The following is a 15099-nucleotide window of genomic DNA, read 5'->3' on the forward strand; positions in this document are numbered from 1 at the left end:
TCATGGAATCACCCAAGATCGCCGACCAGATGTCGATGCTTGTTCACGAGCGGTCCACTCCCCCCGCGAGCGGACCGCTCAATGCCCACACGAGATGCGACCCTCCCTCGACACCTGTACAGATGAGCAGGGCGACACGCAAAGAGCTGCATGCGGACACAGGTGAGCGCGGTCAGGCCGCGCTCGACGTCCCACAGTGAACCACAGGGCGCCGGATGGAGCGGGTCGGCTCATCCGGCGACTCCCGACAGTAAGTTACTTCCTATTCTCTCAAGCGCTATGATCGCCAGTGATGCGTCGGCACTCATACCGACCGCTAGTCCCCATCGACCCACTTCTCGGAGGTATCCGTGCCGTCCGCCCTTTCCCCCGCGCCGACCGCGGTCGTACGAGCCGTCGCCGACGCTCTGTCCGCCGCCGTCGTCCTGTACCGGCGGGGCGCGATCGAGCTCAGGCATCCGATCGAACTGGTCCGCACAGCACGCGAGGCGACCGCCCTCGGCCCGGTGGCGACGACGCTGGCGCACGCGACCCGCGGCGCGAGCTCGGCTGTCGCGCTGATCGACGATCGCGGACCGATCACCTTCGAACAGCTCGATCAGGCATCCAACCGGTTGGCCAACGGACTGGCCGCACAGGCCATCACGGCCGGCACCGTGCTCGGCGCGCTGTGCCGCGATCACCGCGGCTTCGTCTTGACCATGCTGGCGGCGGGCAAGCTCGGCGCGCGCATCGTGCTGCTCGACACCGGCATCTCCGGTCCGCGGCTGACCGCGACTCTGGAGCGCGAGCAGATCGACATGCTGCTGGCCGACGCGGAGTTCGTCGACCGGTTCGACGAACTCCCGGCCCAGATGCCGATCGTTCTCACCCGCGCGGGGGCCACCAATCGGCGCGGGCTGCCGACGATCCACGGTATCGCCGCATGGCGCTCGGCCCTGCCGCTGCCCGTCCCGGTCGACCCCGGCGGCATCGTGATACTCGCCGAGGGCGCCGAAACACCGAAAGGTGCTCCGAGCGGCAAGGTTTCGCCGCTGCAGTCGGCCCAGTTCCTGGACCGCATCCCGCTGCCGAAGGCGAACACGATCGTGCTCGCCGCGCCCCTGTCGCACGGCATCGGCCTGTCCCAGCTGATCCTGGGCTGGGCACTGGGCAATACCGTGGTGGTGCTCGCGGATCGATTCGACGCCCGCCGCACCTTGGCCGCCGTAGCCCGACATCACGCGAGCGCGCTGGTCCTGGTTCCGACCATGCTGCGACAGATCGTCGACCTGGGCCCGACGGTGCTCGCCGAGTACGACACCTCCACCCTGACGGTGATCTTCTCGGCAGGCTCGGCGCTGCCCCCGGATCTGAGTCGGCGCACCGCGCTGCATTTCGGCGATGCGCTCTACCACCTCTACACCTGCGCCGATGTCACCGTCGCGGCGGTCGCGACACCGCAGGATCTGCGCGAGGCGCCGGGCACCGTCGGCCGCCCGCCGGTCGGCTGCCGGGTCGCGGTCTACGACGAGCAGCGCCGCCGGATCACCACCCCGGGTGTGGTCGGCACCCTGTTCGTCGCCGGGGGACTCAGCTTCCTCGGTTTCACCGACGGGACGGACAAGGAGGTCGTCGACGGCATGCACTCCAGTGGCGATCTCGGCCATTTCGACGATGCGGGACGCTTGTTCATCGACGGCCCCGACGACGCCATGATCGGCGAACCGCTGCCTGCGCCTGCACACTCCGAATAGCCCCGCCGCGTGGCGCCGACGCCCGACTTGCCGGTGGAATTGCCTGCGGTGCAGGCTCTGCCACCGGCTGAGCGTCAGAGCCGTTCGATGATGGTCGCGTTGGCCAGCCCGCCGGCCTCGCACATGGTCTGCAGACCGTAACGGCCACCGGTTTGTTCGAGGTGGTTGACCATCGTGGCGAGTAGCCGCGTACCCGAGGCGCCCAGCGGATGCCCGAGCGCGATCGCGCCACCGCGCGGGTTCACCCGCTCCGGATCGGCGCCGAGTTCGCGCTGCCAGACCAGCGGGACGGGCGCGAACGCCTCGTTCACCTCGAAAGTGTCGATGTCGTCGACGGTCAGCGAGACGCGCTCGAGCGCTTTGCGGGTTGCCGGGATCACGGCGGTCAGCATCAGCGTCGGGTCGTCGCCCAGGACGGCGAAGGAGTGGAAGCGGGCACGCGGGGTCAGGCCGAGCTTCGCCGCCATCGGCTCGCTCATGATCAGCGCGGCCGAGGCGCCGTCGGTCAGCGGCGAGGAGTTGCCCGCGGTCACCGACCAGTCGATCTCCGGAAAGCGTTGCGACATCGCGGGATCGGTGAACGCCGGGCGCAGGCCACCCAAGCCTTCCACGGTGGTGGCGGTCCGGATCGTCTCGTCGGCGGTGAGCTCACCGGCGGCCACCAGCTCGGCATCGAAGCCACCCGTCGCGGCGGTGGCGGCGGCGAGGCGGTGCGAGCGCGCGGCGAACTCGTCGAGGGTCCCCCGGTCCAGCTTCCAGCGCGCAGCCAGAATCTCCGCGGCGATACCCTGGCCGATGAGGCCGTCCGGGTAGCGCGCGGCGAGGGGGGCGCGCAGGGAATCCTTGCCCTGGGTGTTGGAGAACATCGGTGCCCGGCTCATCGACTCGACACCGCAGGCGATCGCCACGTCGTAAGCGCCGGCGAGCACGCCTTGGGCGGCGAAATGTACGGCCTGCTGGCTCGATCCGCACTGCCGGTCGACTGTGGTGGCCGGCACCGACTCGGGAAAACCGGCGGCCAGAACCGCTGTGCGGGAGATGTTGTTGGCCTGTTCGCCGCTCTGGGTGACGCAGCCACCGATCACGTCGTCGACCAGGGCCGGATCGATCCCGGTGCGCGCGACCAGCTCGGCCAGCACGCCGGCCAACAGAGTAGCCGGATGCACGGCCGACAGCCCCCCGCCGGCCTTGCCCCGGCCCGAGGGTGTGCGAACCACATCAACGATGACTGCGGACATTGTGTTCCTCCTGCACAGTCGCCGACCCTCGGCAACCTCGCAATAAGTTACTCACGATTCTCGCAGGTGACAACCGTCGTCATTTTTCCGGGGGCGGCCTATAGGCAATCCCCGATACATGAGCTATGTTACCGGTAATTCTCGTCACATCGACGAGAACTAGTAGTAACTTAGACCAGGTGCTCGCCGCGATTGCCCGCAGGCAACACTGAATCGAACCCGAGATCACGGGGATGATCCACGGGCGTCAAGCACCATTCCCCAAGAATGCTCGACAACATCATCCGGACCGTAAGCGATGCTGGCTCGCGCCGCACGCCCGGCGCGGTCCCCCGCAGGAAGGAATACCGGTACCGCCATGTTGCGACGGCTGGACAGGTTTCTCAGTTACGAGATGAAGGTGTCGGAGTTCATCGGCACGTTCATCATCATCGGCATCCCCTACGGTCTCGTCGGAGTCTTCTGGGCTTTCACCCACACGAGCCACCTGCGTGGTCTACACGGCGTCGACCTGGTCATCTCGTTTCTCGGGGCCATCGTGTGCTGGCCGGTACTCACCTTCGCGAATGTGACGATGACCTGATGATGGCGGTGGTCTGGTTCATCGACATCGTGGTGATCGTCGTCAAGATCCTGGGCGGGCGTACGCAGGTCAATCCGGTTCTCCGCGTCGGCATGTGGATCGTTGCGCTCTGTGCTGTCGTCCTCGGCGTCGCCGCGATCGGCGCACTTCTGGTCCTCCTCGAACATTGGCTGAGCGCATGACGCGACCCGCTACCGAGCCGTCGGAGCTCGACAAGATCGTCGACAGTGCCACCGGCCTCTGGCGACGCCACCCCCAGCAGTCGATCGAGACCCTGGGCAGGCAGGTCCTGCTCGCCAGGGCCACGATCACGCAGTTGTTCCTCTCCCTCGTGCAGCGGCGCTTTCCGTTCCAGGAGTTCATCAAGCAGTGCGCTTTCATGGCCAATGTCTCCGCGCTGCCGACCGTGTTCGTCGCGATCCCGGTCGCGGTCGTGGTGTCGATCCAGGTGGGCGCCCTGGTGAATCAGGTCGGTGCGACCACCTTCATCGGCGCCGTGGCCGGGCTGGGCATCATCCGCCAGGGCGCGCCGCTGGTCACCTCGCTGATGATCGCGGGCGCGGTGGGTTCGGCCATCTGCGCCGATCTGGGTTCGCGCACCATCCGCGAGGAGATCGACGCGATGCGGGTGATGGGCGTGGACCCGGTCCGCAGGCTCGTCGCCCCGCGACTGGCCGCCGCCGTCCTGGTCAGCATGCTGCTGTGCGGGTTCATCGTGTTCGTCGGCTTCGCGACCGCGTACCTGTTCAATGTCTACGCCCAGCACGGCACACCCGGGTCGTTCATCGGCTCGTTCGCCTCGTTCGCGGTAGCCAACGATCTGATCGTCGCGCTGGTCAAGGCAGCCATCTTCGGCGTGCTCACCGCGATCATCGCCTGCGACATCGGTCTGCACACCAAAGGCGGGCCGGGCGGAGTCGCGAACTCGGTGAACTCCGCGGTGGTGTCCTCGGCGCTGATGCTGTTCGCCACCAACATCATCGTCACCCAGCTGTACAACACCTTATTCCCGTCGAAGGTGGTCTGAGATGGCTGCCGAATACATCCCGCCTGCGCTGCGCCCGGTGCACATGGTCGGCGCGGCGGCCAAGGTACCGGTGCGGGTCAACCAGCGCGTCGGGCATCAGGCCATCGTGTTCTTCCAGGCGCTGTTCGCGATTCCGTTCGTGCTGCGGCACTACCGCAAAGAAGTCGCGCGGCTGGTCGCCGATGTCGGGTGGGGCAACGGCTCGTTGATCGTCGGCGGCGGCACCGTGGGTGTGGTCGTGGTGTTGTGCGCGTTCGGCGGCATCACCGTCGGTGTGGAGTCCTACACCGCGCTGAACCTGCTCACGATGGGCCCACTCACCGGGGCCATCTCCGGTTTCGCCACCACCCGCGAGATCGCACCGATCCTGGGCACGCTGGCTTTCGCCATCCAGTCCGGCTGCCGCTTCACCGCCCAGCTCGGCTCGATGCGGATCTCGGAGGAGATCGACGCGCTCGAGTCCATCGCGATCCGCCCGTTGCCCTACCTGGTCACCACGCGCATGATCGCGGCCACGGTGACGATCGTGCCCCTCTACACCCTCGGCCTCGCGGTGGCCTACATCGCGACCAAGCTGTCGGTGCTGTTCCTCGGCGGCACCACCGCGGGCACCTACGACCACTACTTCTTCCAGTTCCTGCTGGGCGGCGACGTGTTCTTCTCGGTACTCAAGGTGGTGATCTTCGTGCTGATCGCCACGTTCATCCAGTGCTACTACGGGTTCGTCGCCACCGGCGGTCCCGAAGGCGTCGGGGTAGCCGCCGGGCGGGCGATCAAGATGGTCATCGTCGTCATGGTTTTCACCAATCTCTTTCTCACCCTAGCTATCTGGGGCATCGACCCCGGATTTCGAATCTCGGGATAGGTCGATGATTCTCGATCCAAGTGGCCGCGGGCCCAAACCCTTGCAACTCACCCTCGCAGGCCTGGCGGTGGCCGTCACCGTCGCGGTGGCGCTGTATCTGCTCGCCATGCGCTACAACGGCGAGTTCGAAGACACGGTGGTGGTCGGCGCCGAGCTGACCAGTACCGGTGACGGCCTACCGCAGCGCGCCGACGTCAAGTACCGCGGGATGCTCGTCGGCGCGGTCTCGTCCGTCGACATGGTCGCCAAGGGCCGACTCCAGCACGCGACGCTCGAGCTCGAACCCGGACTCGCCGAGACGATTCCGGACACAGTCACCGCGCGGGTGATTCCGGACAACATCTTCGGCGTCACCTCGATCCAGTTGGTGGACAACGGCGACTCGGCCACCACCCTGCGCGCCGGCGCCACCATCCGCGAGGACACCAGCTCGGCGACCGTCCAGCTGCAGACCACGCTCAACACCCTGCGCGACGTACTCACCACCATCCAGCCGGAGAAGCTCGGCCGGGTGCTGGCCACCCTCGCCGCCGCGCTCGACGGCGGCGCGCGCGTGCCCGGCTCCACCATCGAACGCCTCGACACCTGGCTCACCGAAGTGCACCGGATTCCCGAAATCGGCGGTCTGCTCGGCAATCTCGGCCGTGCGTCGATGGCGTTGAGTCAGTCCGCGCCCGAACTGGTCGGCATGCTCGGCGATTCGCTCACCGCCGCGAACACCCTCAACGAGCACCGCACCCAACTGGTCGCGCTGCTCACCGACGGCAACTCCACCGTCGAAGCGGTGAACAGCCTGTTCGCCGCCAACCCCGATTCGGGCAAGGAACTGGTGTCCGGCCTGGACACGGTGTTCGGTGCGCTGGCCAAGGATCCCGGCGCGCTGCAGTCCACCGCGGCCAATCTCAATGCGTCGCTGCACAAGTTGCAGCAGGCGTTCCACTTCGGGCCGCGCAAGCAGATGGTGTGGAAGATGGATGTGTCGTTCACGCCGTTCCAGCAGTACACCGCGGCGGATTGCCCGCGCTACGGCGATATGGCCGGGCCGCGCTGCGGTGGGCCTACTGTGCCGGAAGTCGCTCCGCCGCAGCAGTATCCGGCTCAGCAACTGCCCCGGCGCGTCGAAGCCGCAGGCCCGGCGCCGACGGTGCAGATCCCCGACCTACCCGGCGTCCCGGCGCTGCCCGGCCTGCCTGCGATTCCGGGACTACCGTCGATTCCCGGTCTGCCCGCCGTCCCCGGTCTCACCGCGCCGGCCGCCGCGCAGCTGCCGAACACCGGTGCGGTCACGCCGATCTCGCTGCGCGGTCACGCCGCGGTAGCAGCCCTGGTCGGCGGGCGCCCCACCTTCACCCAGCTCCTGCTGCTCGGTTCGGTGCTGGGCGATGTCCCCCTCGTTGCCGAAAGTGTGGTGTAGCGCGATGAAATCGACCAAGGCACTGTTCGGGTTCAGCTTCTTCGTCGTCCTCACCGTGGTGCTCACCTACACCGTGTGGTCGACGCTGCAACGCAGCGTGCCCGGCACCACCCACAGCTACTCGGCCCTGTTCACCGACGTGCTCGGGCTGCGCGTGGGCGATGACGTCCGGATGGCCGGTGTCCGCGTCGGCCGCGTCGACAAGATCGATTTCACCGACGACTACACCGCCAGGGTCGACTTCCGGATCGAGGCGCGCCAGCACCTCACCGATACGACGAAAGCCCTTGTCCGGTACCAGAACCTGATCGGTCAGCGCTATATCGCCCTGGCCGCGGGTGAGGCAGCGGGGGTGACGGTGCCGCCGGGCTCGCAGATCCCGCTCACCCGCACCGAGCCGTCCTTCGACGTGTCCGCGTTGCTGTCGGGCTTCGAACCACTGTTCAGCGTGTTGCAACCCGACCAGATCAACTCGCTGTCGGAGACCCTCATCCAGGCACTGCAGGGCAACGAGATCTCCCTGTCCGCGTTGATCACCCAGGCGGCTGAGCTGGCCGACACCTTCGGGCAGCGCGACGAGATCCTCGGCGACGTACTCGGCAACCTCAGCGCCGTGATGTCGGGCCTGGCCAATCGCAGCGGCGAACTGGAAACCCTGATCACCCAGACCCGCAGCCTGATGGACGGGCTCTACGCGGAAGGACAGTCGTTGAAGAGCTCCGTCGACCGAGTGGCCACGGCCACCGACTCTTTGGTCACGCTCATCGGCCAGGTGAAACCCGGCATGGGCGAGGCTCAGCGCACCGCCACCCAGGGCGTGATGATGCTGCTGTACAACGGCGCCGCGCTCGACCGGGCGGCGGTGGAACTGCCCGACTTCCTCAACGGTGTCGCCCGGTTCACCAGCTACGGCGCCTACGGCAACGCCTATATCTGCCGACTCGACGTCTCGCTGTGGAACGTGGTGCTGCCGCCGGGCCTGTTCTCCCAGGTCGGCGGGGAATCGCAGTCGGGGGTGTGCCGATGATCGGCAAGTTCTCGTTCCTGCGCGACAACCGCAACCTGCGACTCGGGCTCGGTGCGGTGCTCGCGGTGGCGGTGCTGCTCGGCGGATCCAGCCTGCTCGCCCAGCTCCGGCTCGGAGACAAGACCGTCCATGTCGAGTTCGCTCAGGCGGCCGGGTTGCAGGCGGGTGCCACCGTCGACGTCTCCGGGATCGAGGTCGGGGCGGTGCGCGCGGTCGACCTCGTCAACGATCGGGTCGATGTGACCTTGGCGGTGCGCCGCGACCTGCGTCTGAGTGCCGACGCCACGGCGGCGATCAAGATGTCGACCATCCTCGGCCGCCTCCATATCGACCTCAAGCCCGGCAAGGGCACCGCACTTCCCGGAAACCGGATCACCGTCGACAAGACCTCGGTGCCCTACAACTTGAGCAAGGTGATCCAGGACCCGCAGTACACGTCCTCGTTCGAGCGGATCGAGCGCCTCGACCCGAGCAAGCTGCGGACCGCGCTCGATCTGCTCGACAAGCAGATGGGCGACTCCCCCGCGATGGCCGTCCAAGCGCTGGACAGTATCGGCGCGCTGGCCCAGGTGATCAACGCCCGCCGCGACGAAGTCGACCTGCTGTTGAAGAGCATGGACCAGGTGTCGCAACTCGTGTCCGACAACCGCAACAGCGTGCTCGTGCTGCTCACCCGCGGCGAGGCGATCGGCGCGGCGGTGCAGACCAGGCAGACGCTGCTGACCCAGCTACTCGACAACGTCGCCGCACTGTCGAAACTGTTGCAGGACATGGGCATCGAGAACAACGGCGAACTCGGTCCGCTGATCACCAACCTCGACACGATGGCCGACGGCCTGACAAAGAACAAAGAGAACCTGGACCGGATCTACGAGATCGCCCCGGTCACGCTGCGCCAGTTCAACAACGTGATGGGCAACGGCCCGTACGGCGACGTGTGGGCACCGTGGATCTTTCCCGACAACTGGCTGTGCTTCGCGCAGGCCGTACAGGGGTGCAACTGATGAGAAGCAGAGCGAAACTGGCGGCGCTGTGTGTGGCTGCCGCCGTCGCCTCGGGATGTTCACTGCTGCCAAGCAGTGTGTCGAGCCCGGTCGACCGCTATTTCGGCGAGAACAAGCGCATCAGCGCCGATTTCGAGAGTGTGGCCGGGCTGTATGTGGGCAACGAGGTGGCGGTGCTCGGCGTTCCGGTCGGCGTCGTCGAATCGGTGACACCGCGCGGTAGCTACGTCGAGGTGGTGATGTCGGTCGAGGGCGACGTGCGGATCCCGGCCGACGCGATGGCCGCGCTGATCTCACCGCAGCTGATCACCAACCGCCACGTCGAGCTCGCGCCCGCCTACACCGGGTCGGGTCCCGAATTGGCCGACGGCGCGCATCTTCCGTTGGCGCGCACCAGGACCCCGGTCGAACTGGATCGCATTCTGGAGAACTTCGACCAGCTCGGCGCCGCGCTCAAAGGTGACAGCGAGGGTGGCCCGATGGCCAGCCGGGTGCTGTTCCCGCTGCTCGACGGTAACGGCGACCGGCTCCGCGAGACCCTCGACTCGTTGTCGTCGGCCTTCGAGCTGACCCTCGCGAACAAGGACCAGATCGCGAACACGGTCGTGCGACTCAACGAAATCACCCAGATCATCGCCGAAAACGACCAGACCGTGCGCGATTTCAGCGGCCGGATCACCGAACTGGTCGGGCTGCTCGGTGCGCAGGCACCCGGCTTGCAGGCCGTGCTGGCTCAGCTCGACGACTTCGTCACCAACACCTCCACGGTGGTGGGGCAGAACGAGGATCAGCTGGCGGGCGCGCTGTCCAAGTTCGTCGCGATCTCCACCCAGATGCGGGCCAACGCCCGCGGACTCACCGAGATCATCGATGTCGGGCCGTTGCTGTTCCAGAACGTCGACAACGCCGTCAGCCGCGAACGCCAGGCGCTGCGCCTGCACGGGCTGCTCGACAAGGCGGTGCTCGACGGCGAGGCGCTGTCGTTGTTCTGCGAACGCGTGCAGATGCGCCTGGACGGCTGCCGTACCGGCAAGATCGCCGACTTCGGTCCGGACTTCGGACTCACCGCCGCGCTGTTGGGAATCACCGAATGAGCCTGCGCACCAGTGTTTCGGCGGCCGTGTGCGCCGCGGCGGTGATGTCGGCGAGCACCGCCTGTTCGCTCACCGTGCGGGAGCTCCCGATGCCCGAACCAGGCATCGGCGGCCCTGGCTACACCCTGCACGCCACCTTTCGCGATGCCCTCAACCTGCCCGACCGGGCCCAGGTGAAGATCGGCGGCACCGATATCGGTGTGGTGACCGACATTACGGCCACCTCGTTCCTGGCCGACATCGAGATGCAGATCCGCGAGGACATCCGGCTGCCGCGCGGCACCACCGCCGAACTGCGTCAGGCAACCCCACTCGGTGACGTCTTCGTCGCGATGACGCTGCCCACCGACGCCGACGCCGGCGCACCGCTGCGAGCAGGCGAGACCATCGGCATCGAGCACACCGGCTCGGCCGCCTCGGTGGAACAGCTGATGATGTCGATCTCGATGCTCATCAACGGTGGCGGGATCAATCAGGCCGCGCGGATCACCTCCGAACTGGATTCGATCTTCGCCGGGCACGCGCCGCATCTGCGTCATCTGATCACCGAGATGACCGAGGTGATCGGCGCGCTCAACCAGCGCACCGGCGACCTCGACGCCACCCTGCACGGCTTGCAGGTGCTCACCTCCGAGCTCGCGGGCCGCAAGGCCGAACTCGGCGCCGTCGCCGACAGCTTTCCGCAGCTGATCGGCCTGGTCGCGGAGAACAACCAGTCGATCGTGGATCTGATCGGCAAAGTGGCGGTCACCATGGACGCGCTGGGCGACTTCAGCACGAGCAACGGGCCACAGTTCGTGAGCCTGTTCCAGAGCGTGCAGAACCTGATGTCGGGGTTCACCAGCATGGGCGACGATCTCACCGGCACCCTCGACGGTCTGCACGAGCTCTACCCCTCGCTGATGGCCACGCTGCAGGGCCCGACCCTGGCGGTGGCAGCGACGGTGTCCTATCTCGACATCGGCGCACTCACCGACCCGTCGGGCAGCCGCTGGCCGGAAGGCGCTGATGTGCCGGCGTTCATCGGCAGTCTCGCCGACGTCCTCGCGAAGGTGTTCGGTCGTGTGACCAGCGTCCCGCAACCCACACCGCAGGAGGGTCCTCGATGAATTCACCGCTGTGGCAATGGTTGGTAGGCAGGCGGATCGCGGTCGCCAATGCCGGCCTCGTCGTCGTGCTGGTCGTGGGTTGCCTGTATCTGGGCGGCGCGGTGCTGCGGATCGACCCGACCCGCTCGCAGTACGCGGTGACCGTGGAACTGGCGACGTCGGGCGGGTTGTCGGTCGGTAGCGATGTCACCTTCCGTGGCTGGCGGGTGGGCCGGGTCACCGCGGTTCGCGTGTCCGGTGACGGTGTCGCGGCAGTGGCCGAGATCGACGGGGGGACAAGGATTCCCGTCGGCGGCACCGCGGCCGTCAATCGGCTCTCCGCGGCGGGCGAGCAGTATCTGGACTTCCGGCCGGTCTCCGAGAGCGGGCCCTATCTGCGCGACGGCTCGCTCGTGGGGCGCGCGCAGACTTCGGTGCCGGTACCGATGCAATCGGTGCTGGCGAATATGAGCGGCCTGGTCGGGGGAATGAATCCCGAGCGGCTCACGGTCATCGTCGACGAGCTCGACAAAGCTCTCGCCGGCGGCCCGGATCGATTGCGCAATATGATCTCGGGAATCAGCAGGGCGATGGCCGGGCTCACCGATCTGCTCCCGCAAACGCAGCAGTTGATCCGCAATCTCGAGGTCATCGCCGAGACGACCTCGCACGCGCAACCGGACCTCACCACGCTCACCGGGTCGGGCAGTGCCCTTTTCCGGCAGTTCAGCGCCGCCGACGCCGAATTGCGGCACCTGCTGGAGCAGGGGCCCGGACAGCTGGCGACGCTGGGTGGGTTCATCTCGCGCACCCACGATCCCATCACCGACCTGGTGACGAACTTCGTCGCCGTCACCAGGGCCGCCAAACTGCGGCAACCGGCGCTGGAGGCGCTGTTTCCGTCACTGAGCCGCTTCGCCGAAGCAGTCGGCGTCCCGGCACACGACGGTGGTTTCTTCACCCTCGTCGACCCGTGGCCGCGCCCGACGTGTGACTACGACACCGTCCCGGTGGTGCCGACCACCGAGACCACCGATACCAGGGTGCGTCTCTACAACTACTGCGTCACCTCCGATCCGGCTCTGCAGGTGCGCGGTTCGGCCAACGCGCCGAGGCCGCCGGGGCCCGACAACGGCGCGGGGCCCCCGCCCGGCGTCACCGGCAACGAACTGTCCCAGCCCGCCGTCCCCGCACCACGTTGAGGAGCTCGACCATGAGCAACGAGCAAACAGTTACCCCGAACGCATCGGTCCCGGATTCGCCCGACGCGACGGTGTCCGTGGACAAGCCCGCCACCGACGCGGCCCAGGCACCGACGTCACGGTGGCGCGGAAGACCCGCCGCTGCCGCCACCCGTGCGGGCGTGGCGTTGCTGCTGTGCGCCTCGCTCGCCACCTCGGTGGTGTTGTTCGTGCAGAACCAGCACAACAAGGACCTGTTGCGCGCCCACGAACAGGCGCGCGAGGCCGCGTGTCACTACGGGCCGGTGCTCGCCGACTACGACAGCAAGGAGCTCGACACCTACTTCGACGCCGTGCTCGACGGGTCGACCGGCGACTGGAAGAAGCAGTTCGAGTCGACCAGCGCCGAGTTGCGCGAGGTGCTCACCCAGGGCGAGGTCATCTCGCAGGTCACCGACACCCAGTGTGCGATCCGCACCGCCGACGAGGACTCGGCCGAGGCGATCGTGGTGATCCGCCAGACCATCACGAGCCTGGGCACCCAGCACAAGCCCAAGCCCGGCCAGCTCTCGATGGTGCTGAGCCTGCGCGACGACAACGGCCGGTGGTTGGTCGAGAAGGTGAACTCGCCGACGCCGACGGCGCCGGCCCAGTGAACCGATCCGATGAGCCGCCCCGCGGCGAGCGGGCGATAACATGACAGGCGAGATGGGCAGGACGACGAACGAACGCGCGGCACAATCGACGGCGGACGCGCCACCACGGGTGGTCAAGCGCAGGCCGAAGAACCGGCGTGCGCAGATCGCGGCGGAGTCGGCCGCCGCGTTCGGCGCCCACGGCTACCACGGCGTCAGCATGGACGACATCGCCCGCAGGCTCGAGATCAGCTCCACCGCCCTCTACCGTCATTTCCCGAGCAAGTACGCGCTGTTCCGGGAGGAACTGCTGCGCTTGTCCGGGTTGGCGCTGAGCGCGGTGGAACTGCCCGACGACGCTGTCGACTGGTCGCCGCGCGAGCGCCTCGATCACGTTCTGGACGCGATCGTCGTGCTGACCATCACCAACCGCCCGACCGTCGCCCTGGCCCGGTGGGAGCGCCGCTACCTCGAGCCCGCCGACTTCGCCGAGTTCACCGGCCAGTTCACCACCGCGATCGCCGCCGTGCGCGCCCTCATTCGCGACGTGCACCCCGAACTCGACGGCTACGACCGCGTGATCCGGGCCGTGTCGCTGTTCGCGGTGGTCAGCAGCATCGGCGACCACCACGCGACCGTGTCGGCGAAAGCACTTGCCCCACTGCTCAAGGCGACCAGCTGGGCACTGATCGACGCCGATCTGACGAGCGAGCCGAGCGCCGCGCAGACCCGCCGGGCCGCTGACCGGCCACAGCCGTTCAAGCACGAACTCCTGCTGCGCAAGGCGGTGGAACTGTTCCACGAGCGTGGCTATCCGAACGTCAGCATGGAAGACATCGCCGTCGCCGCCGATCTGTCGGCCGCTTCGGCGGTGTATCGCTACTACCGCAGCAAGAGCGATCTGCTGGCCGCGGCCTTCCGGCGCGCGGCCGATCAGGTGTCCGGGGCGATCACCCCCGCGGTGGCCGCCGCCGACACCCCCGCCGAGGCGCTGGGGACGTTGATCGATCTCTACGTCGCCGGGTCCTTCGACGAACGGGCGCTGACCTTCGTCTACTACGCCGAGTTCACCCATGTGGACCAGGCTGATCAGGTGACCCTGCGCCACCTGCAGCAGTTGATCATCACCGAATGGGCCAAGCTCGTGGCACAGGCCAGACCGGAACTGTCGATCGGCGAGGCCAGAATCCTCGTGCACGCGGCGTTCAGCCTGGTGGTCGACCTCGGTCGCACGTTCGGCGATGACGGAATCTGCCCGCAGGAGACCGTGATCCGGCTTCTCCAGACCATCACCCTGGGTCAACCGCTGTCTCGCTGACACACGAGTATTTCCCGATATCGTGGCACCGCAATGTAGTCGGACTACGCTGACCGCCATTGCCGCCCATCGATGAATTGAGGGGACACGCGTGACCAGCAGCGAATTCGCGTACACCGGGTGCGACAACCTGGAGGCGATGACCGAAGCGGTCAACTACAACAGATTTCTGATCGACTGCGTGCACAAACATGTCACCTCGCCAGATCTACGCATACTGGACTTCGGTGCTGGTCGGGGCACCTACGCCGATATGCTGGCCGAGCGGCGGATCATCCCCGATTGTCTCGAACCCGACGCCGAGTTGCAGAAATTGCTGCTGTCGAAGGGCTACAAGGTCGTCGATTGCGAGGCCGAGCCGTCGGAATCCGAAATGTACAGCCTCATTTATTCTTTCAACGTTTTCGAACACATCAAGAACGATCAGGAAGCGGCGGATCACCTGACCGCGCTGCTGCGTCCCGGGGGGACGCTGGTGATCTACGTACCGGCGCTCGAGATGCTGTTCACGTCGATGGACACCAAGGTCGGGCACTACCGGCGCTACCGCCGCACCCAACTCGACCGCATCCTGCGCAATGCGGGCCTGGAGATCGTGGAGTCGCGCTATTGCGACCCGATCGGCTTCTTCGCGACCCTGGCGTACAAGCTCGTCGGCAGCGACGACGGCACGATCAACACCCGGGCCCTGAAGTTCTACGACCGCGTGGTGTTCCCGCTCAGCAGGCTGCTGCAAGTCGTCACCGGCAAGCTGTTCGGGAAGAACATTCTCGTCGTCGCCACGAAGTCCTGAGCTCGCGGGAAATCTTCGCAGAATTCGACTCCGTCGGCAGCCATCCGAGGCGGTGTGCCAGCCGAACTCCGTTGCGTCCACAACACCGCGGCATCG

15 protein-coding genes are annotated in these 15099 nt (G+C 67.0%); 14 read left to right on the forward strand and 1 reads right to left on the reverse strand.

Annotated elements, in window-relative coordinates; genetic code table 11:
• Positions 1 to 350: 350 nt before the first annotated feature.
• Positions 351 to 1736, forward strand: coding sequence for an AMP-binding protein (locus tag ACFWUR_RS12590; protein ID WP_378906078.1), 1386 nt, complete (start codon positions 351 to 353; stop codon positions 1734 to 1736).
• A gap of 74 nt (positions 1737 to 1810) precedes the next feature.
• Here the strand turns inward: ACFWUR_RS12590 and ACFWUR_RS12595 are convergent, their stop codons facing one another.
• Positions 1811 to 2974 (reverse strand): thiolase family protein, encoded by a 1164-nt coding sequence (locus ACFWUR_RS12595; protein ID WP_378906080.1) that lies wholly within the window; start codon positions 2972 to 2974, stop codon positions 1811 to 1813.
• A gap of 358 nt (positions 2975 to 3332) precedes the next feature.
• On the opposite strand from ACFWUR_RS12595, the gene ACFWUR_RS12600 reads away from it, so the two are divergent.
• The 13 genes from ACFWUR_RS12600 to ACFWUR_RS12660 all read left to right on the forward strand — a co-directional run bounded on the left by ACFWUR_RS12600 (position 3333) and on the right by ACFWUR_RS12660 (position 15003).
• Positions 3333 to 3557: a hypothetical protein gene (locus ACFWUR_RS12600; protein ID WP_378906082.1), complete on the forward strand. Its 225-nt coding sequence runs from the start codon at positions 3333 to 3335 to the stop codon at positions 3555 to 3557.
• The gene (locus ACFWUR_RS12605) at positions 3557 to 3739 is read left to right on the forward strand and encodes a hypothetical protein (RefSeq protein WP_378906084.1); all 183 of its coding nucleotides are present in this window, start codon (positions 3557 to 3559) and stop codon (positions 3737 to 3739) included. The genes ACFWUR_RS12600 and ACFWUR_RS12605 overlap by 1 nt, the downstream gene beginning before the upstream one ends.
• A complete protein-coding gene (locus ACFWUR_RS12610; protein ID WP_378906086.1) occupies positions 3736 to 4584 on the forward strand; it encodes an MlaE family ABC transporter permease in 849 nt (282 codons plus the stop codon). The genes ACFWUR_RS12605 and ACFWUR_RS12610 overlap by 4 nt, the downstream gene beginning before the upstream one ends.
• A gap of 1 nt (position 4585) precedes the next feature.
• Positions 4586 to 5449: an ABC transporter permease gene (locus ACFWUR_RS12615; protein WP_378906088.1), complete on the forward strand. Its 864-nt coding sequence runs from the start codon at positions 4586 to 4588 to the stop codon at positions 5447 to 5449.
• A gap of 4 nt (positions 5450 to 5453) precedes the next feature.
• A complete protein-coding gene (locus ACFWUR_RS12620; protein WP_378906090.1) occupies positions 5454 to 6863 on the forward strand; it encodes an MCE family protein in 1410 nt (469 codons plus the stop codon).
• Between the two features lie 4 nt (positions 6864 to 6867).
• Positions 6868 to 7890 (forward strand): MlaD family protein, encoded by a 1023-nt coding sequence (locus ACFWUR_RS12625; protein WP_378906092.1) that lies wholly within the window; start codon positions 6868 to 6870, stop codon positions 7888 to 7890.
• On the forward strand, positions 7887 to 8894 hold the full coding sequence (locus tag ACFWUR_RS12630) for an MlaD family protein (protein WP_378906094.1): 1008 nt from the start codon (positions 7887 to 7889) through the stop codon (positions 8892 to 8894). Before ACFWUR_RS12625 ends, ACFWUR_RS12630 begins: the two co-directional genes overlap by 4 nt.
• Entirely contained in the window at positions 8894 to 9988 is a 1095-nt protein-coding gene (locus ACFWUR_RS12635) for an MCE family protein (RefSeq protein WP_378906096.1), read from the forward strand. Before ACFWUR_RS12630 ends, ACFWUR_RS12635 begins: the two co-directional genes overlap by 1 nt.
• Positions 9985 to 11097 carry an MCE family protein gene (locus ACFWUR_RS12640; RefSeq protein ID WP_378906098.1) on the forward strand — a complete coding sequence of 371 codons (1113 nt, stop codon included), beginning with the start codon at positions 9985 to 9987 and terminating at the stop codon, positions 11095 to 11097. The genes ACFWUR_RS12635 and ACFWUR_RS12640 overlap by 4 nt, the downstream gene beginning before the upstream one ends.
• Positions 11094 to 12278 (forward strand): MCE family protein, encoded by a 1185-nt coding sequence (locus ACFWUR_RS12645; protein WP_378906100.1) that lies wholly within the window; start codon positions 11094 to 11096, stop codon positions 12276 to 12278. Before ACFWUR_RS12640 ends, ACFWUR_RS12645 begins: the two co-directional genes overlap by 4 nt.
• Positions 12279 to 12289: 11 nt before the next feature.
• A complete protein-coding gene (locus ACFWUR_RS12650; protein ID WP_378906102.1) occupies positions 12290 to 12913 on the forward strand; it encodes a hypothetical protein in 624 nt (207 codons plus the stop codon).
• A 52-nt stretch (positions 12914 to 12965) separates the two neighbouring features.
• Entirely contained in the window at positions 12966 to 14210 is a 1245-nt protein-coding gene (locus ACFWUR_RS12655; RefSeq protein WP_378906104.1) for a TetR/AcrR family transcriptional regulator, read from the forward strand.
• A gap of 91 nt (positions 14211 to 14301) precedes the next feature.
• Positions 14302 to 15003, forward strand: coding sequence for a class I SAM-dependent methyltransferase (locus tag ACFWUR_RS12660; RefSeq protein WP_378906106.1), 702 nt, complete (start codon positions 14302 to 14304; stop codon positions 15001 to 15003).
• The last annotated feature ends 96 nt before the right edge of the window (positions 15004 to 15099 follow it).

The sequence above is a fragment of the Nocardia sp. NPDC058633 genome, assembly GCF_042717045.1.
Lineage (GTDB): Bacteria > Actinomycetota > Actinomycetes > Mycobacteriales > Mycobacteriaceae > Nocardia.

Bases quoted from the DNA above. Each gene is read 5' to 3' on its own strand.
- ACFWUR_RS12595 (WP_378906080.1), bottom strand. From the start codon at position 2,974: ATGTCCGCAGTCATCGTTGATGTGGTTCGCACACCCTCGGGCCGGGGC.
- ACFWUR_RS12600 (WP_378906082.1), top strand. From the start codon at position 3,333: ATGTTGCGACGGCTGGACAGGTTTCTCAGTTACGAGATGAAGGTGTCG.
- ACFWUR_RS12605 (WP_378906084.1), top strand. From the start codon at position 3,557: ATGATGGCGGTGGTCTGGTTCATCGACATCGTGGTGATCGTCGTCAAG.
- ACFWUR_RS12610 (WP_378906086.1), top strand. From the start codon at position 3,736: ATGACGCGACCCGCTACCGAGCCGTCGGAGCTCGACAAGATCGTCGAC.
- ACFWUR_RS12615 (WP_378906088.1), top strand. From the start codon at position 4,586: ATGGCTGCCGAATACATCCCGCCTGCGCTGCGCCCGGTGCACATGGTC.
- ACFWUR_RS12620 (WP_378906090.1), top strand. From the start codon at position 5,454: ATGATTCTCGATCCAAGTGGCCGCGGGCCCAAACCCTTGCAACTCACC.
- ACFWUR_RS12625 (WP_378906092.1), top strand. From the start codon at position 6,868: ATGAAATCGACCAAGGCACTGTTCGGGTTCAGCTTCTTCGTCGTCCTC.
- ACFWUR_RS12630 (WP_378906094.1), top strand. From the start codon at position 7,887: ATGATCGGCAAGTTCTCGTTCCTGCGCGACAACCGCAACCTGCGACTC.
- ACFWUR_RS12635 (WP_378906096.1), top strand. From the start codon at position 8,894: ATGAGAAGCAGAGCGAAACTGGCGGCGCTGTGTGTGGCTGCCGCCGTC.
- ACFWUR_RS12640 (WP_378906098.1), top strand. From the start codon at position 9,985: ATGAGCCTGCGCACCAGTGTTTCGGCGGCCGTGTGCGCCGCGGCGGTG.
- ACFWUR_RS12645 (WP_378906100.1), top strand. From the start codon at position 11,094: ATGAATTCACCGCTGTGGCAATGGTTGGTAGGCAGGCGGATCGCGGTC.
- ACFWUR_RS12650 (WP_378906102.1), top strand. From the start codon at position 12,290: ATGAGCAACGAGCAAACAGTTACCCCGAACGCATCGGTCCCGGATTCG.
- ACFWUR_RS12655 (WP_378906104.1), top strand. From the start codon at position 12,966: ATGGGCAGGACGACGAACGAACGCGCGGCACAATCGACGGCGGACGCG.